At 52.6% G+C, this 16,429-nt stretch carries 12 protein-coding genes; 6 read left to right on the plus strand and 6 right to left on the minus strand.

The genetic code is table 11. The features are described 5' to 3' along the window. Positions 1 to 55: 55 nt before the first annotated feature. Positions 56 to 772, minus strand: a complete 717-nt coding sequence (locus KTE_RS06500) for a hypothetical protein (protein WP_201379659.1) — start codon at positions 770 to 772, stop codon at positions 56 to 58. Positions 773 to 1,370: 598 nt separating this feature from the next. Here KTE_RS06500 and KTE_RS06505 point away from each other — a divergent pair. After that, positions 1,371 to 2,555, plus strand: coding sequence for an RNA polymerase sigma factor RpoD/SigA (locus KTE_RS06505; RefSeq protein ID WP_201379661.1), 1,185 nt, complete (start codon positions 1,371 to 1,373; stop codon positions 2,553 to 2,555). A 30-nt stretch (positions 2,556 to 2,585) separates the two neighbouring features. On the opposite strand, the gene KTE_RS06510 is transcribed toward KTE_RS06505, so the two are convergent. After that, positions 2,586 to 5,420, minus strand: a complete 2,835-nt coding sequence (locus tag KTE_RS06510; protein WP_201379663.1) for an amino acid permease — start codon at positions 5,418 to 5,420, stop codon at positions 2,586 to 2,588. Between the two features lie 710 nt (positions 5,421 to 6,130). Here KTE_RS06510 and KTE_RS06515 point away from each other — a divergent pair. Together KTE_RS06515 and KTE_RS06520 are read left to right on the plus strand one after the other, a co-directional pair. After that, on the plus strand, positions 6,131 to 7,576 hold the full coding sequence (locus KTE_RS06515) for a hypothetical protein (protein ID WP_201379665.1): 1,446 nt from the start codon (positions 6,131 to 6,133) through the stop codon (positions 7,574 to 7,576). A gap of 250 nt (positions 7,577 to 7,826) precedes the next feature. Next, entirely contained in the window at positions 7,827 to 8,843 is a 1,017-nt protein-coding gene (locus tag KTE_RS06520; RefSeq protein WP_201379667.1) for a hypothetical protein, read from the plus strand. A gap of 7 nt (positions 8,844 to 8,850) precedes the next feature. Here the strand turns inward: KTE_RS06520 and KTE_RS06525 are convergent, their stop codons facing one another. From KTE_RS06525 to KTE_RS06535, 3 genes are all read right to left on the minus strand, one after another. Then, a complete protein-coding gene (locus KTE_RS06525) occupies positions 8,851 to 10,029 on the minus strand; it encodes an FIST signal transduction protein (protein WP_201379669.1) in 1,179 nt (392 codons plus the stop codon). Positions 10,030 to 10,083: 54 nt separating this feature from the next. Beyond that, entirely contained in the window at positions 10,084 to 11,253 is a 1,170-nt protein-coding gene (locus tag KTE_RS06530) for an FIST signal transduction protein (RefSeq protein WP_201379671.1), read from the minus strand. Positions 11,254 to 11,504: 251 nt separating this feature from the next. Next, positions 11,505 to 12,728 (minus strand): hypothetical protein, encoded by a 1,224-nt coding sequence (locus KTE_RS06535; protein WP_236600307.1) that lies wholly within the window; start codon positions 12,726 to 12,728, stop codon positions 11,505 to 11,507. Between the two features lie 330 nt (positions 12,729 to 13,058). Here KTE_RS06535 and KTE_RS06540 point away from each other — a divergent pair, with 330 nt between their 5' ends. From KTE_RS06540 to KTE_RS06550, 3 genes are all read left to right on the plus strand, one after another. Then, positions 13,059 to 13,283, plus strand: coding sequence for a DUF3311 domain-containing protein (locus KTE_RS06540; protein ID WP_201379674.1), 225 nt, complete (start codon positions 13,059 to 13,061; stop codon positions 13,281 to 13,283). 88 nt (positions 13,284 to 13,371) lie between these two features. Further along, positions 13,372 to 14,985, plus strand: coding sequence for a monocarboxylate uptake permease MctP (gene mctP, locus KTE_RS06545; protein ID WP_201379676.1), 1,614 nt, complete (start codon positions 13,372 to 13,374; stop codon positions 14,983 to 14,985). Positions 14,986 to 15,140: 155 nt separating this feature from the next. Further along, a complete protein-coding gene (locus KTE_RS06550; RefSeq protein ID WP_201379678.1) occupies positions 15,141 to 15,668 on the plus strand; it encodes a hypothetical protein in 528 nt (175 codons plus the stop codon). Positions 15,669 to 15,719: 51 nt separating this feature from the next. On the opposite strand, the gene KTE_RS06555 is transcribed toward KTE_RS06550, so the two are convergent. After that, complete coding sequence (locus tag KTE_RS06555; RefSeq protein ID WP_201379680.1) at positions 15,720 to 16,310, minus strand: hypothetical protein; 591 nt, start codon at positions 16,308 to 16,310, stop codon at positions 15,720 to 15,722. Positions 16,311 to 16,429 lie beyond the last annotated feature (119 nt).

Here is a 16,429-nt window from a genome sequence, read left to right on the forward strand (position 1 = left end):
TATACCGGCATATACTAATATAAGTGGGACTTTCTCTTTATCAGCAACGCAAGCTCTAATTCAGGATCAGAGATGTGGATATGGCCAGGTGCAGCCAGCCCACGCTCCACAACACCGCCACAATCAAGGCGCCAGTCACAATAATGAGGAGGAGGGAGCCAAGAAGCCAGAGTAAGAACTCCATGCGTCCCGGATAGAGGAGCCACCAGCGCAACGCGTCGCGCCAGCCAAATTTAAATGGGCCGTTTGCATGTGGCCAGGAGGGCCGAGAGAGCAAGAGAGGTTCAGCCTGAGAGCTATGTCTATCACGCCGAGGCCGCATAGCAGCGGCGCTGGTTGCCCGAGCAGGTCTATCGTCTCGAACGGCTTGTGGCATAGTCCTGGATGGTGTAGCAGGGGTAAGGGCTGGGGGCACAGGAGTCTCACGTCTTAAGGCCTGTTTATACTCATCCATGTTTAATGTAGGGGGCTCACCGCTTACAGCCGACAACGCAGGTGACGTCTCCGCGAGGGTCAGCGAGAGTGCCTGGAGGCTGCTCTCAGTAACAAAAAGAGCTGAGGTCTCGCGCTGCTCAGAAGGCTGCCCCGAGGGGCGAGTAGGGAGACGCGTAATATTCTCAGTAAGCTTGTTCCTTGGTGACATTCGTTGTTCAGGCGCTCGCCGCGGCTGGGACTCCGCCTGAGGTTGCGCTAAATTTTGGATAGGAGGTTGAGGCGCCTGATGCACATAGACAGGGAGAGACCTTGGATGGTTTTTTTTGCGTTGTCCCACGGTAGTTGTCCCCTTCAGCATGCGAACGACTGTTTGTCTGCTCTAGCACAAATAAACGTGGCTCAAGGCTTTTTTCTCATGGAGAGAGTATGGAGGCCTTGCATCGGAGTGAAATAGATCACCAGTTAAACTGTGGATATATCCACAATACCCGTAAATTTTTTCTGGTATGTTCCATTGAGATTAAATGCACCATTTAATCTCAATGGTGCCAATATATATTATTATCAATTAAGCCTCCAGTAGCTTCTAAAGCCCCTTTACATCTATTTTTATAAAAACATTCACATTTTTATATCTTCGCACCTCACTATTGGCACACATCTTGCAACTAAGAGAGATAGGGGGGATGTGTCTAAAAAACTTTTGGACATACTGCCTATTCGGAAACTTGAGCGCGCTTGTCCCCGAATGGGGGAAGCGCTAGTCACGACAGTGACGCCGCGCCCCCGAAGGGGGGTTGGTTTCTGCATAAGAGCATAGGCGATGCAGCCCACACACCAAAACGCAGCCTGAAAAGGACAACGGCTGCTATGATGCATCACCAGTCCCGGTTACCAATTAGTGGAATGGGTTTTGAGGTATAAGGAGTAGGTATATGGTAGCCAGTACACAACGTCAAGAGACTGAATCACTTGTTCATCTCGCTCTTCCCGAGCAAAGTTCTGTGGCGGGTGAAGGATTATCCGCCAGTCAGCATACACACCAGGGTGCAAGCAAATTAACAACGGAGAGTCGCGGCAAGCGAGGCCGCAAACCTGGACGCCCCTCAACACGCAAGACTTCAGGGCAGAAAGAAGACTCCAGCGAACAAAGCTTCCTCGATGGAGATTCCTCAAATGAGGAGTCAGGTGGGCCAACCCGGCGCCGCAGAGGGAAAGCAGCCCAGAACGAAATGCAGGACGATGTCTTTTTCGAAGAGGAAGAAGAGGCTGAAACTGAGGGAGAAAGCGATAGAGAGGTCGACAATGCAATTCGTCAATATTTGGCCGAGATTGGTCGCTTCCCACTGCTGACATCTGAACAGGAGTTTACTATTGCCCGGCGCGTCGCCAATGGTGATATGGAAGCACAAAAACGCCTGGTCGAAGCCAATTTACGTCTCGTCGTAAGCATCGCAAAACGCTATAATAATCAAGGCATATCGCTCCTCGATCTCATTCAAGAGGGCAATCTCGGCCTTATTCGCGCCGTACAGAAGTTCGACCCTCAACGAGGTTTTCGCTTTAGCACCTATGCCACCTGGTGGATTCGTCAAGCGATCAGTCGCGCAGTCGCCGAGCACACCCGTACAATTCATGTGCCGGTACACGTGGTTGAACTCATCTACAAGATGAAACGCATCACACGGCAGCTTTACCAGGATCTCGGTCGCGACCCCTTCCCCGAAGAAATCGCTCGGGCCATCAATCTAACAAAAGAACGTGTGGTAGAGCTACAAAGTATCGCAGAGGCCCCCATCTCTCTGGATGCGCCACTTATTGAGGATGAACAGTACCATCTCGCTGATATGCTTGAGGATACGCATGCGGCCGCTCCGGCTGAAGTCGTCACGCACCAGGTACTACGCGATCATATTTCGCGCGCCCTTGAAACACTGAGCCAGCGTGAACGCCAGGTTATCGAGCTTCGGTATGGACTCTATGATGGTTACTGCCATACACTCGAAGAGTTAAGCGCGTACTTTAAGCTGACGCGCGAGCGTATCCGACAGATAGAAGTCAAGGCGTTGCGCACGCTACGCCACCCCATCCAGATCCATCTGCTGCACGATTACGCTTAAGATCTTCCTCGCGAGAGAGAGGGGAGGAAGTTAGGTGCTCCCTTCCCTCTCTTGCTTCTGCTTACTACTGACCGCTTCACCCATCCGTACATGTTGCAAATAGGCCTCAGTCTCGCGTTGCGATACTACCTCTAGAAAAGCTCGTACCGTAATAGGATCAAATTGTGCTCCCATACACTGCACCAGTTCACTACACGCCTCATCGACTCGCTTTGGCGTATGATAAGGGCGCACAGAGGTCATCGTGTCATAGGCATCCACCACGCTGAGAATACGTGCCAGGAGAGGGATTTCCTCTCGCTCCAGCCCATCTGGATACCCAGTGCCATCCCAACGCTCGTGGTGCGCACCAATAATCGACGCCACCAGAGAAAAGCTTCCCCCTGTCTGTGCCATAATGGCTCTGCCAATAATCGGATGTTGCCTCATTTGCCTCCATTCAGACCCGTCTAGAGGCTCCTTTTTAAAGAGGATCTCCTTAGGGACAGCAATCTTACCCACATCATGGAGCATGGCCGCTACGCGCAGGTGCGCGATGTCCTCTTCGCGACAATGTAACCGCCTGGCGACGGCTTCAGCCAGCACAGCCAGGCGCTGCCCATGCCAATATATTGGCTCGTCATGGACTTTTAACATGGTCAGTAAAGCCTGAAGAGCCATTTCCTCCGCATCTGACTTCTGCTCTTCATCCCATTTTGCAATCTGTACCCTCTCGTCCGGGTCCACGATACAGACACAATTACGTCCACTGCCCTTGGCCCGGTACATAGCCCTATCAGCCTGGGCAATTAACTCTTGTCGCCTTGTCCCGTGCAATGGATAGACAGCTACACCTATACTCACCGTCATCCGCAAGCAAATGGGGACAGATTCCCTCTCCTGCCGCCAGAGAAAAGGCTCCTTCATTATCTCCATGCGCAGCCGTTCTGCAACCTCGCGCATATGGGAGAGATCACGCACCCACAACAGCGCGACAAACTCCTCTCCCCCATACCTCCCTACTATTCCTCCATCCCCCACCACCCACGCCAGGCGCGCGCCAACCTCATGCAAAAGAAAATCGCCAACCAGGTGTCCATACTGATCATTCACATGCTTGAAGTGATCAAGATCAATAAAAAAGAGCGCATAATGTTCTCTCTGCTTCCCATGGTACGCAAACGCCGCATCCAAGCGCATCATCAATGCACGATGATTAGATAAACCCGTCACGGCATCGGTAATCGCTAGCAACCGTTGCTCATGATAGAGCTGATCGCGCTCCTGGAGGAGCTTTTGTTGAGAGAGAGCAAGAAATTCATGCTCATGGTAGGATGCTTGCAATTGTTGCCGTAGCCGCCTCTCGCTCGTGATTAATTTCTTCAAGTCCGCCAGGCGACGCCCTTGATAGGGAACCTCAATGCAGAGCCAACTGACAATCAAAAATATCAGCGACCAGAGACCAACGTAACACATCCACTTTGGCGTAGCTATCAGGTCAGGTATCCATGAGTGACTCAGGGTAGAGAGCACACCATACACCGCCAACAGTAATCCTACCAGGGAGACTCCTAAAAGCGACCACCTTGTATACCCTCTCTGCATAGCTCTTCCTTCATAGCTCTCCTTGTGCTGGCACCTTTTCTCCACCTTGAACATGGACCATGCGACAAGAACAAACAGTTGTGCGGTAGGAAGCAACCAGATAATTGTGGTAGTAGCTTCAGTGATGATATAAATGCGTAAGCCAGGAACAGGCGCAGCAGGAAACAAAACAAAATGTGGTACAAGACCATATATAAACAACAGAAATATAAAGGTCACAAGTGCCTGGACCATAATGCCATAACGCGGCACGCCAGAACAATCCAGGGAGAGCAGCTTTTGTGGCAATAGCCCCTGCCGAGCCATAAATATAAACATGCGAGCCGCTAACAAGAGACACACAGCCGCGATTACCACCTGGCTCACAACAAGCACACTCAGGGTAACCCACCCCGCCCATTCGCCTAAACAGATGGTAAATATCAGGAGAAAACTTCCTACCTCTCCCGCAAATCTGGGTGGCACAATCAGCAGCAATCCCAGGTTCGCCAGCGTGTATGCAATAGCCAGGCCAAGTATCCCCCACCAGATAAAGTGACAGGCACGTCGCTGCTGTATGACGCCTCCTTTTACCTCGTTCATCAACAGGAAAGGTGTCTCGATCCCTAATAACGCCCAGATAATCATGCCAAAGGCCCCTTCATTGGGAAGGTGTGGCACGCGATTCTGCCAGGCGATTTGCTCCAGCGCAGACGTGTGGCCGGTTCCAACCCACCAGATGCCAAGTATCCCCGCGGCAATAAACATCCCTGTATAGAGCGCACCAACCAGCAGCAAGATATGCTTTAGATAGCGCATAGGAATACAGGCCAGGCCCGTAGCCATAACAAGACCCACCATTCCTCCCCAAAGAACAGCGTTTATATCGGGGATAAGGCCACCGTTGACAGCATAGAGGAAAAGGAGAGCACTTTGAAATGTAGGAAAAATAAACAAAATGCAACAAATCCAGATGCACAGCCCGGCTAAGCGGCCCCACTGCTGATTGGCAAGTTGCGAGATCCAGGCGAAATGTCCACCAGCCAGAGAAACATTGTGCCCCAGCCAGAAAAGAACATAGGCATAACAGAGAATAAAGACCCATCCCAGCAGCCAGAAGACGCCACCAGCAGCTAGGACCAGGCGCAGTCCATTGAAACTTGAAACCGCCAGTACTACGAGCATGAGAACGGCAAGCAAATGCCTGGCGTGGAGTTCATTGGGAGGCTCAACCTCGTACGCTTGTCCTCCCTTGTGCCTGCTGGTCGTAATAATACTCTCAAGCCGATGTTTTACAGCCATAAGCGGTTCCTGCCTCAAGGTTTCAGCAGGTGCTCAGGAGGATGTGCAATCTCGTGATGGCACTTTCCACATCTTCCCACACCCAGAATCGAGGGTTCGCTACAAGAAGCCTGGGATCACATCTCTGATCTTCTTTAAGAAAGACGCCTGACATTTGCTATTAGTATACAGGCAGGCGTTAAACCATACACAGATGCACAAATATCTGCCCCATTGCATGCATCCACCTGATCACTCCAGGCATTTCCCTCTTTCTTAGCCACGAAATCACACACGCGGCACTTTTCTTGTATCCAATTTCATTAACCCTATATATCTTTTCTACAGCTCTTATATTTATAATGTTTAAATACTGATATTCACCCATTCATGTTTTTTATAGTACATTTTAGCTGACAGCTTGACGCTTCTCCCTCTTAATACATACACTATAACCACGAGGTTTGCGCTAACTGCCTCTATCTTCTTAGTTTTGCTCGGTTTTTGTTCATTGCTCGCCCATGGGCGCTGTTTTTATTTTTGCCTTGCTTGTTTTATCTCTTTTTTTCTATTCTCTTGCACGATATAGGCCAGTGGATAGGCGGATGGTACAGTTATACACAATGCATGGGGAACTCGCTATACCATCTGAGCGCAATGAGAGGCTATCCAAGCTATTTATGGCTATTTTGTGTGTATTTGCTATTATTTAAGCCGGGAGGCTCGAAACTGTGAAAAAGCGTCACTATGGGAACGCCCAGTGGACATTGCGGATGATGGCTCTCTGCTTTGCGCTACTTTTCTTCTCTGCTATAGGTGCCATTGCGCTTATCTCTCACTCAACCGCGGGGGCGGCATATACCAGTTCCGCGCAATCCACACCCGCTCAACCAGTCAACACGGCATTGGCGAGCCCGCAAGATACCTCCACTCCTAGCCCTACACCTACTGATACGCCAACCGCCACACCTAGTCCTACACCCAGCCCTACCGCCACACCTACTAAGGCCCCGACTCGGGTCCCCACGCAGCAACCTCAGCCAACACTTCCGCCACCACCGCCTCCCCCCGTACAGGCGACCGCAACGCCTACAGTTCAAGCAACCGCGACGGCAACCGCGATGCCTACGGCCCAGGCCACTCAGCCTGATAGCCCTACACCTACCGCTGTCGCCCAGCCAGCAACCACGAGCAATCAGAATGACAAGGGCAGTGACAATGGCACCTCTATGCTTCTCCCCATTGGGGGGGGAATCGGCTTTATGGTGATTATCGGAGCCTCGGTTGTGTCTATCCTCCTCATGAAACGCAAGCAAGATCAAAAAGCGGGCCTGGCCCAGCAGATGCCACGCAATGTTCCCTGGATTGATCCTCAGGAAGGCAATGTGGTCTTTGGACCCATGTCTGGTACACCTGCCAGCCCGGCGGTGAATAATATTCTGCAAAATATCTTTGCTGAGCCAAATGGTGCAGCCTTCTCCAATAATGCCCCCGGAATGCAGCAGCCGGGATTTATGTCATCCATGGTTCCACCCACTCAGCCACGGCTTTATCCCAATAATGGTCCCATGTCGAATATGGTGCCACCCACCCAGCCACGCGTCAATCCAAACAGCGGCTTGATTCCCACGATGCCAACCAGAATCGATCCCGCCATTCCTACCCCTGGCGGCACAGGGAACACCAACCCGTTTGCGACGATGGCGATGTCCAATACAGAAGGCACACAACCACGCTTAGCGGCCATGTCGGCCGGGGCATCCCCTTCAGGGGCCTACCCCACCGTCACGATGGATGGTGTTAATGGAACGGGACCATACCCTGTCATCCCGCCAACTGGCCCGCAGACGGTGGCGCCTTCGCAGCCCCTTGCTTCCCTCCAACATCCAGAGCAAGTTGCCAATATCCAACAGCCCCCGATACATTCCCCAATGCATCACTATAATGTCGCGGGCAATTTCCAGCCGCTCTCAATGGATCTGCCTCCTGAGCTCAAGGCGAGCCTGGAAAACCAGCAACGGCCACCTAAGCCATCCCAGGGTCCCCTCTCCTTCTCAGGACTTCAGGATGATCCTTTCCTGGAGGAGATGATGCAACAGGCACAAATGGGCATCTTCGTCATGCCCAACCAGGAGAAGACAAACGACAACAACGCAGGGCAAGACACAAAGGCATAAACCCGTCTGTTTCAATACCCGTGTAGCCATTACTAACAGCCCATACACTTGGCAAAAAGGAGGTTACACGGGTACTATGTATCTCAGGTATAAGCATTGACTGGCACACAGCATCTATAGATGCTGCGGTTAGCATGCGTTTGATCGTCAGCAGGGCCGCTCCTAGTAACCAGATCGCATTTCCAAGTGTTTACGCATACTTCCCTCATCACTGTAGCTATTTAGCGTTGTAGTTAACGAGAGAGAGTTTATGATCGTACGTATACAAGGTTTCGCCTGGGAGGTCTATACGGGGCGTGTTATGCCAGCCTTTGCTCGCTGGCTTGTCGATGGCGATGATACCCACACCTACCACTTGTTTGAGCAAACGCGTTGCGCGCAAGAAGAATTATTTGTGCCACAGCCCATGCGCCAGTTGCGCACCTGGACGCGCGCCAAAGCCTTTGCTCAGGGTCTTCCTCGTGGCCCGCATACACATCAAGAATACGCACTTCTCTGCGATCCAGGGCAATTTACTCCGCTAAGCGACCGCTATGTTCAGACGCATCCCCCTCAGCTCTATCAAGACTCCGAGGCCCTCCGCACCGTCTGGGGAGCGCTGGTCCAACAATTCTGTCTCCCCTGGTACATGTCGCCAGAGTTTGAGATGACACCAGAGCTTGCTTCCCCAGTCAATACGAGCGAAGCCTTACCCCCTATGGAAAGCAGTGAGCTCATCTCCCTCCTACAATCAGCTGGCCTGAACGATCTCATCGACAGTCTTCATCAAAGCACGCCATGGGAGACACCGTCTCAGCCACCACATGAACACCTGCCAGAAGAGGCATTGCACATGCTCCTCGCGGATGACGACATAGATGTACCAAGCAATGGCGTCATAATTGGGCGCCTCCCAACAACACTGCACCTGCGTGGCTGGTTGGCATCTCACGCTGTGCGCGCGATGGCGCTCTTTGAGTTCCTGGCCTGTGGACGCCGCGCTATGCCCTTTGGCTACCAGGGTGGTGATCCCTATGGCAACTATATCGGCTACCTGACACCGACTGAAACGGCCCTCCTGGCCTCCAGTCTGCAGGATATCTCTATTCCTGATCCTCACGAGGCTGAGACTGACTATCATACCTTCTTACAAGAGCGGCAGTTAAGCGCAAGCAAACGCACTTCGCGCCTGATCGACGAGGTTCAGCCAAGCTATGCCGGCGTCTTTGTGGATGCTATTCGTATCGCGGCACAGCAACAACTCGGGCTGATCTGTAGCATCGGCTAACCAATGACTACCGAGGAAAAATGCAGATGAGTGGGGCATGGCGCTGAAAAGTACCATACTGCCCTTGTACACGCGCATATTGCCCCCGTGTACTACACCCCCCATATGGTGTTGAACCTAGAGCACGCTGGACAGCCTCAAGCTCCAGGCGAAAATCATTCGCGCTCCGTGGCCTATAGCCTTCGCCTTCAAAGAAAAGCGCGGCCCCTGGTTCGTAGCCATGCATATACTGGAGGGCGCTGCGCGTCATCTTTTCAGTGGCCTCAACGACTACGGAGGCTGGTGCTCTCATAAACTGTACAAGCCCCTGGAGGGGAGCCAGTTCCAGAAACGTGACCGAGCCATCGGCAAGTGTGTGCGCGCACGGCATACAGATATGCTGCCCCATACCAGTGTCAATACCGAGTGGGGTGTTAAGCAGAAAGCGCATAATCTCTTCATTATTGCCTGCGTTCCAGGCAAGACCTTGCGCCTCAGCCTGACTCCTATACAGGCTGAGCGGAGCTACATCATCAATACTCAGCACAGTATTATCGCGTATCTTTGTAACCAGCATCGGGGAGCCGACAGGACTCCAGGCTGGCAAGGATGCGAGGCCAATTGGCCTGGATGAAAGGATCTCCAGGGCAACCACGCCTTCCCTGAGCGCTTCCGTCTCATACAAGACCGCCATATGATAATGGGTGTTCATACCTGCATACATACCCAGGAGCTGATGTGATCCATGTGTGAGGCGCAAAAGGCGGGACAGTAGAGCATCAAGCTTACCCGCCTCACCGTTTCCAAAGAGAAGGAGCGTCCGCTGCATGGTAGGATGCTTATCAGCGCTTGAGAGGGAGGCAACCAGACCTTCAGCAGCCTGAACCACATCCGCCCTCGCATTCCTGGCTATAGTGGCCTGAAACAGCATCTCGTGAGAGCGGATAGCCAGTGCGCTGGCCATGCCACCTCCCTGAACATAGCTTGTAAACGCGCCCATGGAGGTACAGCCGATGAGCATATCAGGCCGGCATGTCTGTTTCAAGGCGTGGAGAAAGACCTGGTGCTCATAATGAGGAGAGAGAAAAAGGATGACCACGTCTGGCTCGGCGCTTAAGCCCTCGCGTATTTGCCAGCCCAGGGCTCGGCCCGCCAGGTAACTATCCTCAATACTGGTTGAGGCAATCACATACTCATTCGGAGCCATAGCACCGGAAACATCCCTTCTCTCTCTTTTCCACAACCATGATTAATAAGGCCTTTAGGCAGGCAGGATACACACCACCGCGTTACAATTATGGAAGCCGCTAAACTGTCCCTCACCAGAGACAACCTGTCCATGGGTGTTGCATCCCACAAACCCGGGGGCCCCCACAATATGTTGCACCGCATGTAGCTCCTCAGTAAACTCGTCGCCCATGCGCAAGCGGGTCACGACACAGTCGAAAAAGAGCGTCATCCCCGGCTCACAGGCGTGCATCTGGCGCAACGCCATTTGAGCAGCCTGTGATGCAGCATCTACCGCGGCCTCTAACACGCCACTCATGATCGAGACAATCGCCCCCTCTGGCACCTCTGTGGCACAGGTGAATGATCCATCAGCATGTACCACCAGGGGCGCACGTAATTTGTATAGGCCAAGCCCTGCATCTATGCCCAAGACATTGTGCAAGAAAAAAGGCACAGGATTGGCAAGGTCCAGCGTCTGGCCAGTGGCCTGGGCATACTCCTGGAATACATCAAGCGCGGGTCGACCGTCCAGGCTGATAAGGCGCAAGCCATCGGCCCTGGTTACCAGCATCGGCTCGGTAACAGGATGCCAGCCATGGTGCGAGCCGATCCCGACTGGTTTTTTGGAGAGGATCTCCAGGGCAACGGCAGCGTCGTCGTAGATTTCCGTGCCAAAGAAGACCGGTGTTCGCGCAAAGCGTGCATTATCGCCAGCGCCGCCTCCAAAGATATGAAACGTTCCATCTGTTTGCTGGGAGATCGAGGCGATCAGATCTTCGGCGCCACCTGAGAGAATATCCGTGAGCAGTAAAGCTGTACGATACAGTGCACGCGGCATCTCAGGATAGCGGAATGCGGAGACAATAGTGCGCCCCGCCTGTGTATGACCCTTGCTCAGCTCACGCCCCAGCCCCACGGAGAAAAATAGTTCATCTGAACGTATCGCCAGCGCACAAGCCAGTCCCTCGCTTAGCACCTCACCGGTAAACTCGCCCGCTGAAGAACATCCAAGCATCTGCTCAGGCTGGCAGGTTCGCCGCAACGCAGATAATATCGCTTGTTGGTCGCTATCAGGTGAAATAAAAATGATGATGACATCTGGAGTCCCGCCAAGCTTCTCCAGAAGAGTGGTCCCCAGCGCTGTCCCCGCCGCATCCCCCTCACGCAAGTCGCTATACGCGACGGCAAATTTAGTCGTCATCGTGTCTCCTCCTAACATACTCTGCTCTTGCCTAAAGCAACTAACATCCTCCAACACAAGATACATATATCGAAATTTGCCGTCATCATAATATCATCCAATGTTTAACAATGTCAATCTCTTTTTATTCAGTACTACTCATATTTGGATATATGCACCTCTCTTGCATGCTTGCTGCCAGCATCAGAAGCGAGAGAAATGGGCGCTGACTGCTTCTCGAGCAGGTCAGCGCCCATAGCCAGAATCAATACTTACCCTTGTATTTCGCCTTCAATGGCCTCCAGGGCTTCGACCAGGCTGAAGACTGATTCGTAGCGCTCATGGGGATCGAGAGCAAGCGCTTTAAGCAGAATTTGCTCCAGTGACACGCTCAACTCCTCACGCCAGAACCGGGGCGGAATCAGCTCTAAACCCTCATAGCGCTCCAGATTCTCCACTGCCCGCAGAGGCAAAGCTTGCTTCTCGTCAGGCCAGAGAGTTTGTGAGGCTTGCAGGCGGCGCATAGCAGCAATGGGGGCCACACGTGTTACGAGCATATAGAGCATGGCCCCTAGCGAGTATACATCCGTGCGCTCGTCCGAGAGACCGTAAAGCAATTCAGGTGCCAGAAAGGCGTTCTGCTTGGAGCCACGTGCCAGGGGAAAGGTCTGCCGATATTTTTCATAGGCCTCCTCTTCAGGCAACCCATCCCAGAAGCGCGGAGCGGGCGGCCAGCACATCAGCAACAACGGCGCCCAGGGTGCCAGCCCTTGCTTATCAACGAGCAGCGTCTCTGGCGCGATTTCCCCTAAAATAATCCCCATCCGATGCAGGCGCGCGATCATGCGCCCCAGTTGTACGCCCCACTGCACGACCCTGGCGATACTCAGCCACTCCGGCCAGGGCTTCCCATCAAGCAAATCATCAAGTGTTGTTGGTTCGATGTCCTTTCCCGCTCGCCTGCTCTGCAATTGCAGCACCAGGTAGAGCCGGCCACGCTCAAAGAGCACGCGATCCTTCTCATTCGCCAACCTGGCCGAACCCAGACCAATCGGCTCGATAAATTCTTCAACGCCAGCCGTTTCAATACAGGCCTGCCGATGCGCGTCCAGTCCTGTCAAGACGATCTCGCGAATAGCGACCAGTGGCGCTGTTGTCATCTCCGGCTTCCTACACATCCGGCGCCACCTGCATGCCAACCAGCGAAACACAGAAAATACGCCACCGCGTTCCCAATGTCGTCCTACCGCTCTCCCCAGATAAAGATTCAAGCGAGGGCGCGAGTATAGGCGCCGCTCAACACGATAGCGCCCCCCGAGAATAACTTCTCCCACTTCGAGAGGAAAATTCTGCTCAAGGGGGCTTAACGAGGAAAACATGGTCTCCTGGCAAGCCAGTTCTTGCGTCACTCTGCGCGTAACCCGGTCCGCCGCCTCTAACTCATCACTATAATCGAACAATTCTTCGGCTATCTGCTCTTGCATTTTTTCACTCACTTGCAAATACCCCTCCTCCACCTTAAATTTATCCTTTGAAACCTATTGTACCCTTTCACGCAAATACTACAAAATTGGCTTTTCACCTTGCTTTATTGGATTGACATTTATAAAAAAATACCGTACGATTTAGGCTAAGATAGTTTCTATATTTAGCTTTCACCAGTATGGCATGACCTGCTTCATGCCCCTTTTTATTAAACACTACGCCTGGAAACTATGTATAGAACTATTTTGCAGCCCCATAGTATTGGCAGCAGAACTCCAGCTTTCCTTTTGCGTTTTAACAATGATGTTCGTGGTCGCTACCACACAGAAGGAGCAACAACTATGGAGACTCATCCACAAAGGCAAGGCCATCGCTGGCTCCGCCTCCTCCTGATCATTCCATTTCTTGGTCTGCTCTTCCCCGGCTTCTACAATTTTCGTGAGCCAACATTCCTGGATTTCCCTTTCTTCTACTGGTACCAGTTACTCTGGATTATTCTCACAGCTATCATTACCGCCTCCGTGTACTTCCTGGAAGGCTTCCTGGCCTCCAGAGGACGCTCATAGCTGCTCGTCAGGAGCGCAAGCGCACCTCATATATTGCTATTCGTCGATCAATGACACCGTTGTCTTTTGAGAAAGGGTACAGTAGCTTATGCGCTGGGATGCAATTGCCGTCTTTATCTTTTTCTTCCTGCTCGTCACGGTACTGGGTTTTGTGGCCGCGCGCTGGCGTCGCGGAGATCTAAACCAGATTCACGAGTGGGGCCTGGCTGGCCGCCGCTTTGGTACGGTGATTACCTGGTTCCTGCTTGGCGGCGACCTCTATACCGCCTATACCTTTATCGCGGTTCCCGCGGCACTATATGGGGCTGGCGCCCTCTCAGGATGGTTCGCGGTTCCCTATACCATCCTGGTCTACCCCTTCATTTACGTCATCATGCCACGCTTCTGGTCGGTATGCAAAAAGCATAACTATGTGACCGCCGCGGACTTTGTTCGCGGGCGCTTCGGCAGCAGATGGCTGGCCCTGGCCATTGCCTTTACCGGTATTCTGGCGACCATGCCCTATATTGCACTGCAAATGTTTGGCATTCAGGTCTCCCTGGAGGCAATTGGCTTTCCTACTGTCATCCCCATCTTTGGCGTCGATGTAGATCTTCCGCTGATTGTGGCGTTCCTTATCCTGGCCGCCTATACCTATTCCAGTGGCCTGCGCGCACCAGCCATGATCGCGCTGGTCAAAGATGTCATGATCTTCATCGTGCTCTTCGCCACGATTATCTATATCCCCTACAAACTGGGTGGCTTCTCCAAGATCTTCGATGCCGCACATATGAAGACGCTGGCCGCGGCCACGACCGCGAAGGCGAAGGGGACCGCTCCAACCTTTAATGACCTCCTAGGGTCTAATCAATACCTGGCGTATGCAACCCTGGCACTGGGTTCCGCCCTGGCACTCTTCCTCTATCCCCATTCCTTAACCAGTATTCTCAGTAGCAACAGCGTGAAAGTCATTAAGCGCAATGTGTCGCTACTCCCAATCTATTCCCTGATGCTGGGCTTGCTAGCGTTGCTTGGCTATATGGCCATCGCGGCTAAAGTTAAGCCACTGGCGGACTTAGGCAATAATGGCTCCATTCCAGCCTTGATTAATGCCTTCTTCCCCTCCTGGTTCTCCGGCTTTGCCTTTGCAGCTATCGCAATTGGCGCCCTGGTGCCTGCCGCGGTCATGTCTATTGCCGCCGCCAACCTCTTCACGCGCAACATTTACATTGAGTTCTTCCATCGCAATGCAAATGAGACGCAAGAAACCAACGTGGCCAAGATTACCTCTTTCCTTATCAAATTTGGTGCACTGCTCTTTATTGTGTTCCTGGATAAGAGCATCGTTATTAACTTCCAGCTCCTGGGTGGTGTCTGGATACTGCAAACCCTGCCCGCCGTCTTTTTCGGGTTGTATACACGCTGGTTCAACCGCTGGGCCTTGCTAATCGGCTGGCTGGTAGGCATGGCCTTTGGCACCTGGACCGTTTTCAGCAACAATATTAAGTCGACCGCCCCGATCGATTTCTGGATTATCCACGTTCCCGCGGTCTATGCCGCTATCAGTGGCGTCATTCTGAACCTGGTGCTGGCAATCATTCTTACGCCTGTCTTCGAGATGATTGGCGCCAGGCGTGGTGAAGACATCACCCAGCCAGGAGACTACGCAGAGGCCACGGCTCCCGTCAAGCCACAGGAGATTGGGCAGGAGGCGCTGGGCTAGATCCAGAATCACCCACTCATTCTCCTCAGCCTGTTATGAAGAGAAAGCGTAGAAGCCAGAAGATACCTGGTCCCTGGCTCCTACGCTTTCTCTTCGCCTTGTGATATAACTAGATCAAGTCAATTTTTAGAAGATTTTGGTAAGGTATTCTCTCTATGTTTTCAGAAGATGATTTCGAGACAATCGCACACGAAACCGGCAGCGATGACTTACTTTCAGAAGATGACCTGCGCCTGCCCGAGGGGGCGAATGTGCTTGTGCGTGTACATGCAGTCCGTGCCTGGTTGACCCGGCGTAAGCAAGATGCAGATCTCGCTATTGGCCAGGTGGCGCTAGCGCTCCAAATGCTAATGCAGGATGAGCCAGAGTCCAGCCGTCCTCGGCGACGCCGCGTTCAGCAGACCGACCCCTACACGCGCGTGCTTGAACTTCAGCAAGAACTCCAGGCAGCGCAGGATCGCCTGCAAGCCTATACAAAGGCGGAAGAGCTCTTTGAAGATTACCTCACCCATACTACCAGTAGCGACCGGGTACTCGTCGAATATTACCTGGCCATCGAAAATCTCTGCCTTGAGCAGACAGAAGCGCCTCAGGAAGCAGAAGGCAGCCAGGCGATACGCCAGCAGATCTTTGAAGAGGTTCTCCATCGCCTGGAGCGCGTGACCGCTCCCGAAACTGATTAAAAAATAGTTGTGGGCAGCGCATCATCGCTGCCCACAACGTGTACCACCAATCTACTTGTTGCTAAACGAAATGCTCTTATCCTCAATCAAAAGGGTCAGGTCGGAGAGCGTCACCGGGCTGGAAACGCCGAAATCAAATGAGCCATTCTGGTAGGTGCCTGGGACAAGATCAGGCGAGGCAGAGATGAAGCTTGGAGCAACAATTGTGCCATCAGCTAGTTTCAAGTGTAGTACTTTATCATATTGCGGACCACTTACTTGCTTGCCTACGTTTTTGATTGTCACATAGACACGCACAGTATAGTTGCCTGCTTTCTTCTTGACGTCGGAGAACCCGGTTGCCTGTTGCACCTGGTTCACCGTAACCTGCGTGTCATTTACAGTCACTGATTTGTTCAACTGGATTGAGTCAACAAGGCCCGTTGCCGTTGGCGTGGGAGTCAACTGTGTGTCAACAGCGTTGCTCTGCGCATCGTTCGCCCGCGGCAAGTGGCTATAAGACATGCATCCAAAGATACCAACGACCATGAGGGCCGAAACCCAGATCAGGGTGACCCATTTCCCGCGCTCATTTGGCGAATGTGTGACGGTTTCCCCCTCTTCAGACTGCGGTGACTGTACTTTTTTATCTGTCTGTGTCATTGTATATGTGAACTCCCTGGTGCTGAGTCAAAATTAGTAACCATATTATAGCAAAGCCTGCGCAAGCCTGCTAAGGGTCCTACTGAATAGATGTGGTTCATTGGTACGCGGATTGGCAG

Source organism: Ktedonobacter sp. SOSP1-85 (genome assembly GCF_016587415.1).
Classification (GTDB): Bacteria; Chloroflexota; Ktedonobacteria; order Ktedonobacterales; family Ktedonobacteraceae; genus Ktedonobacter.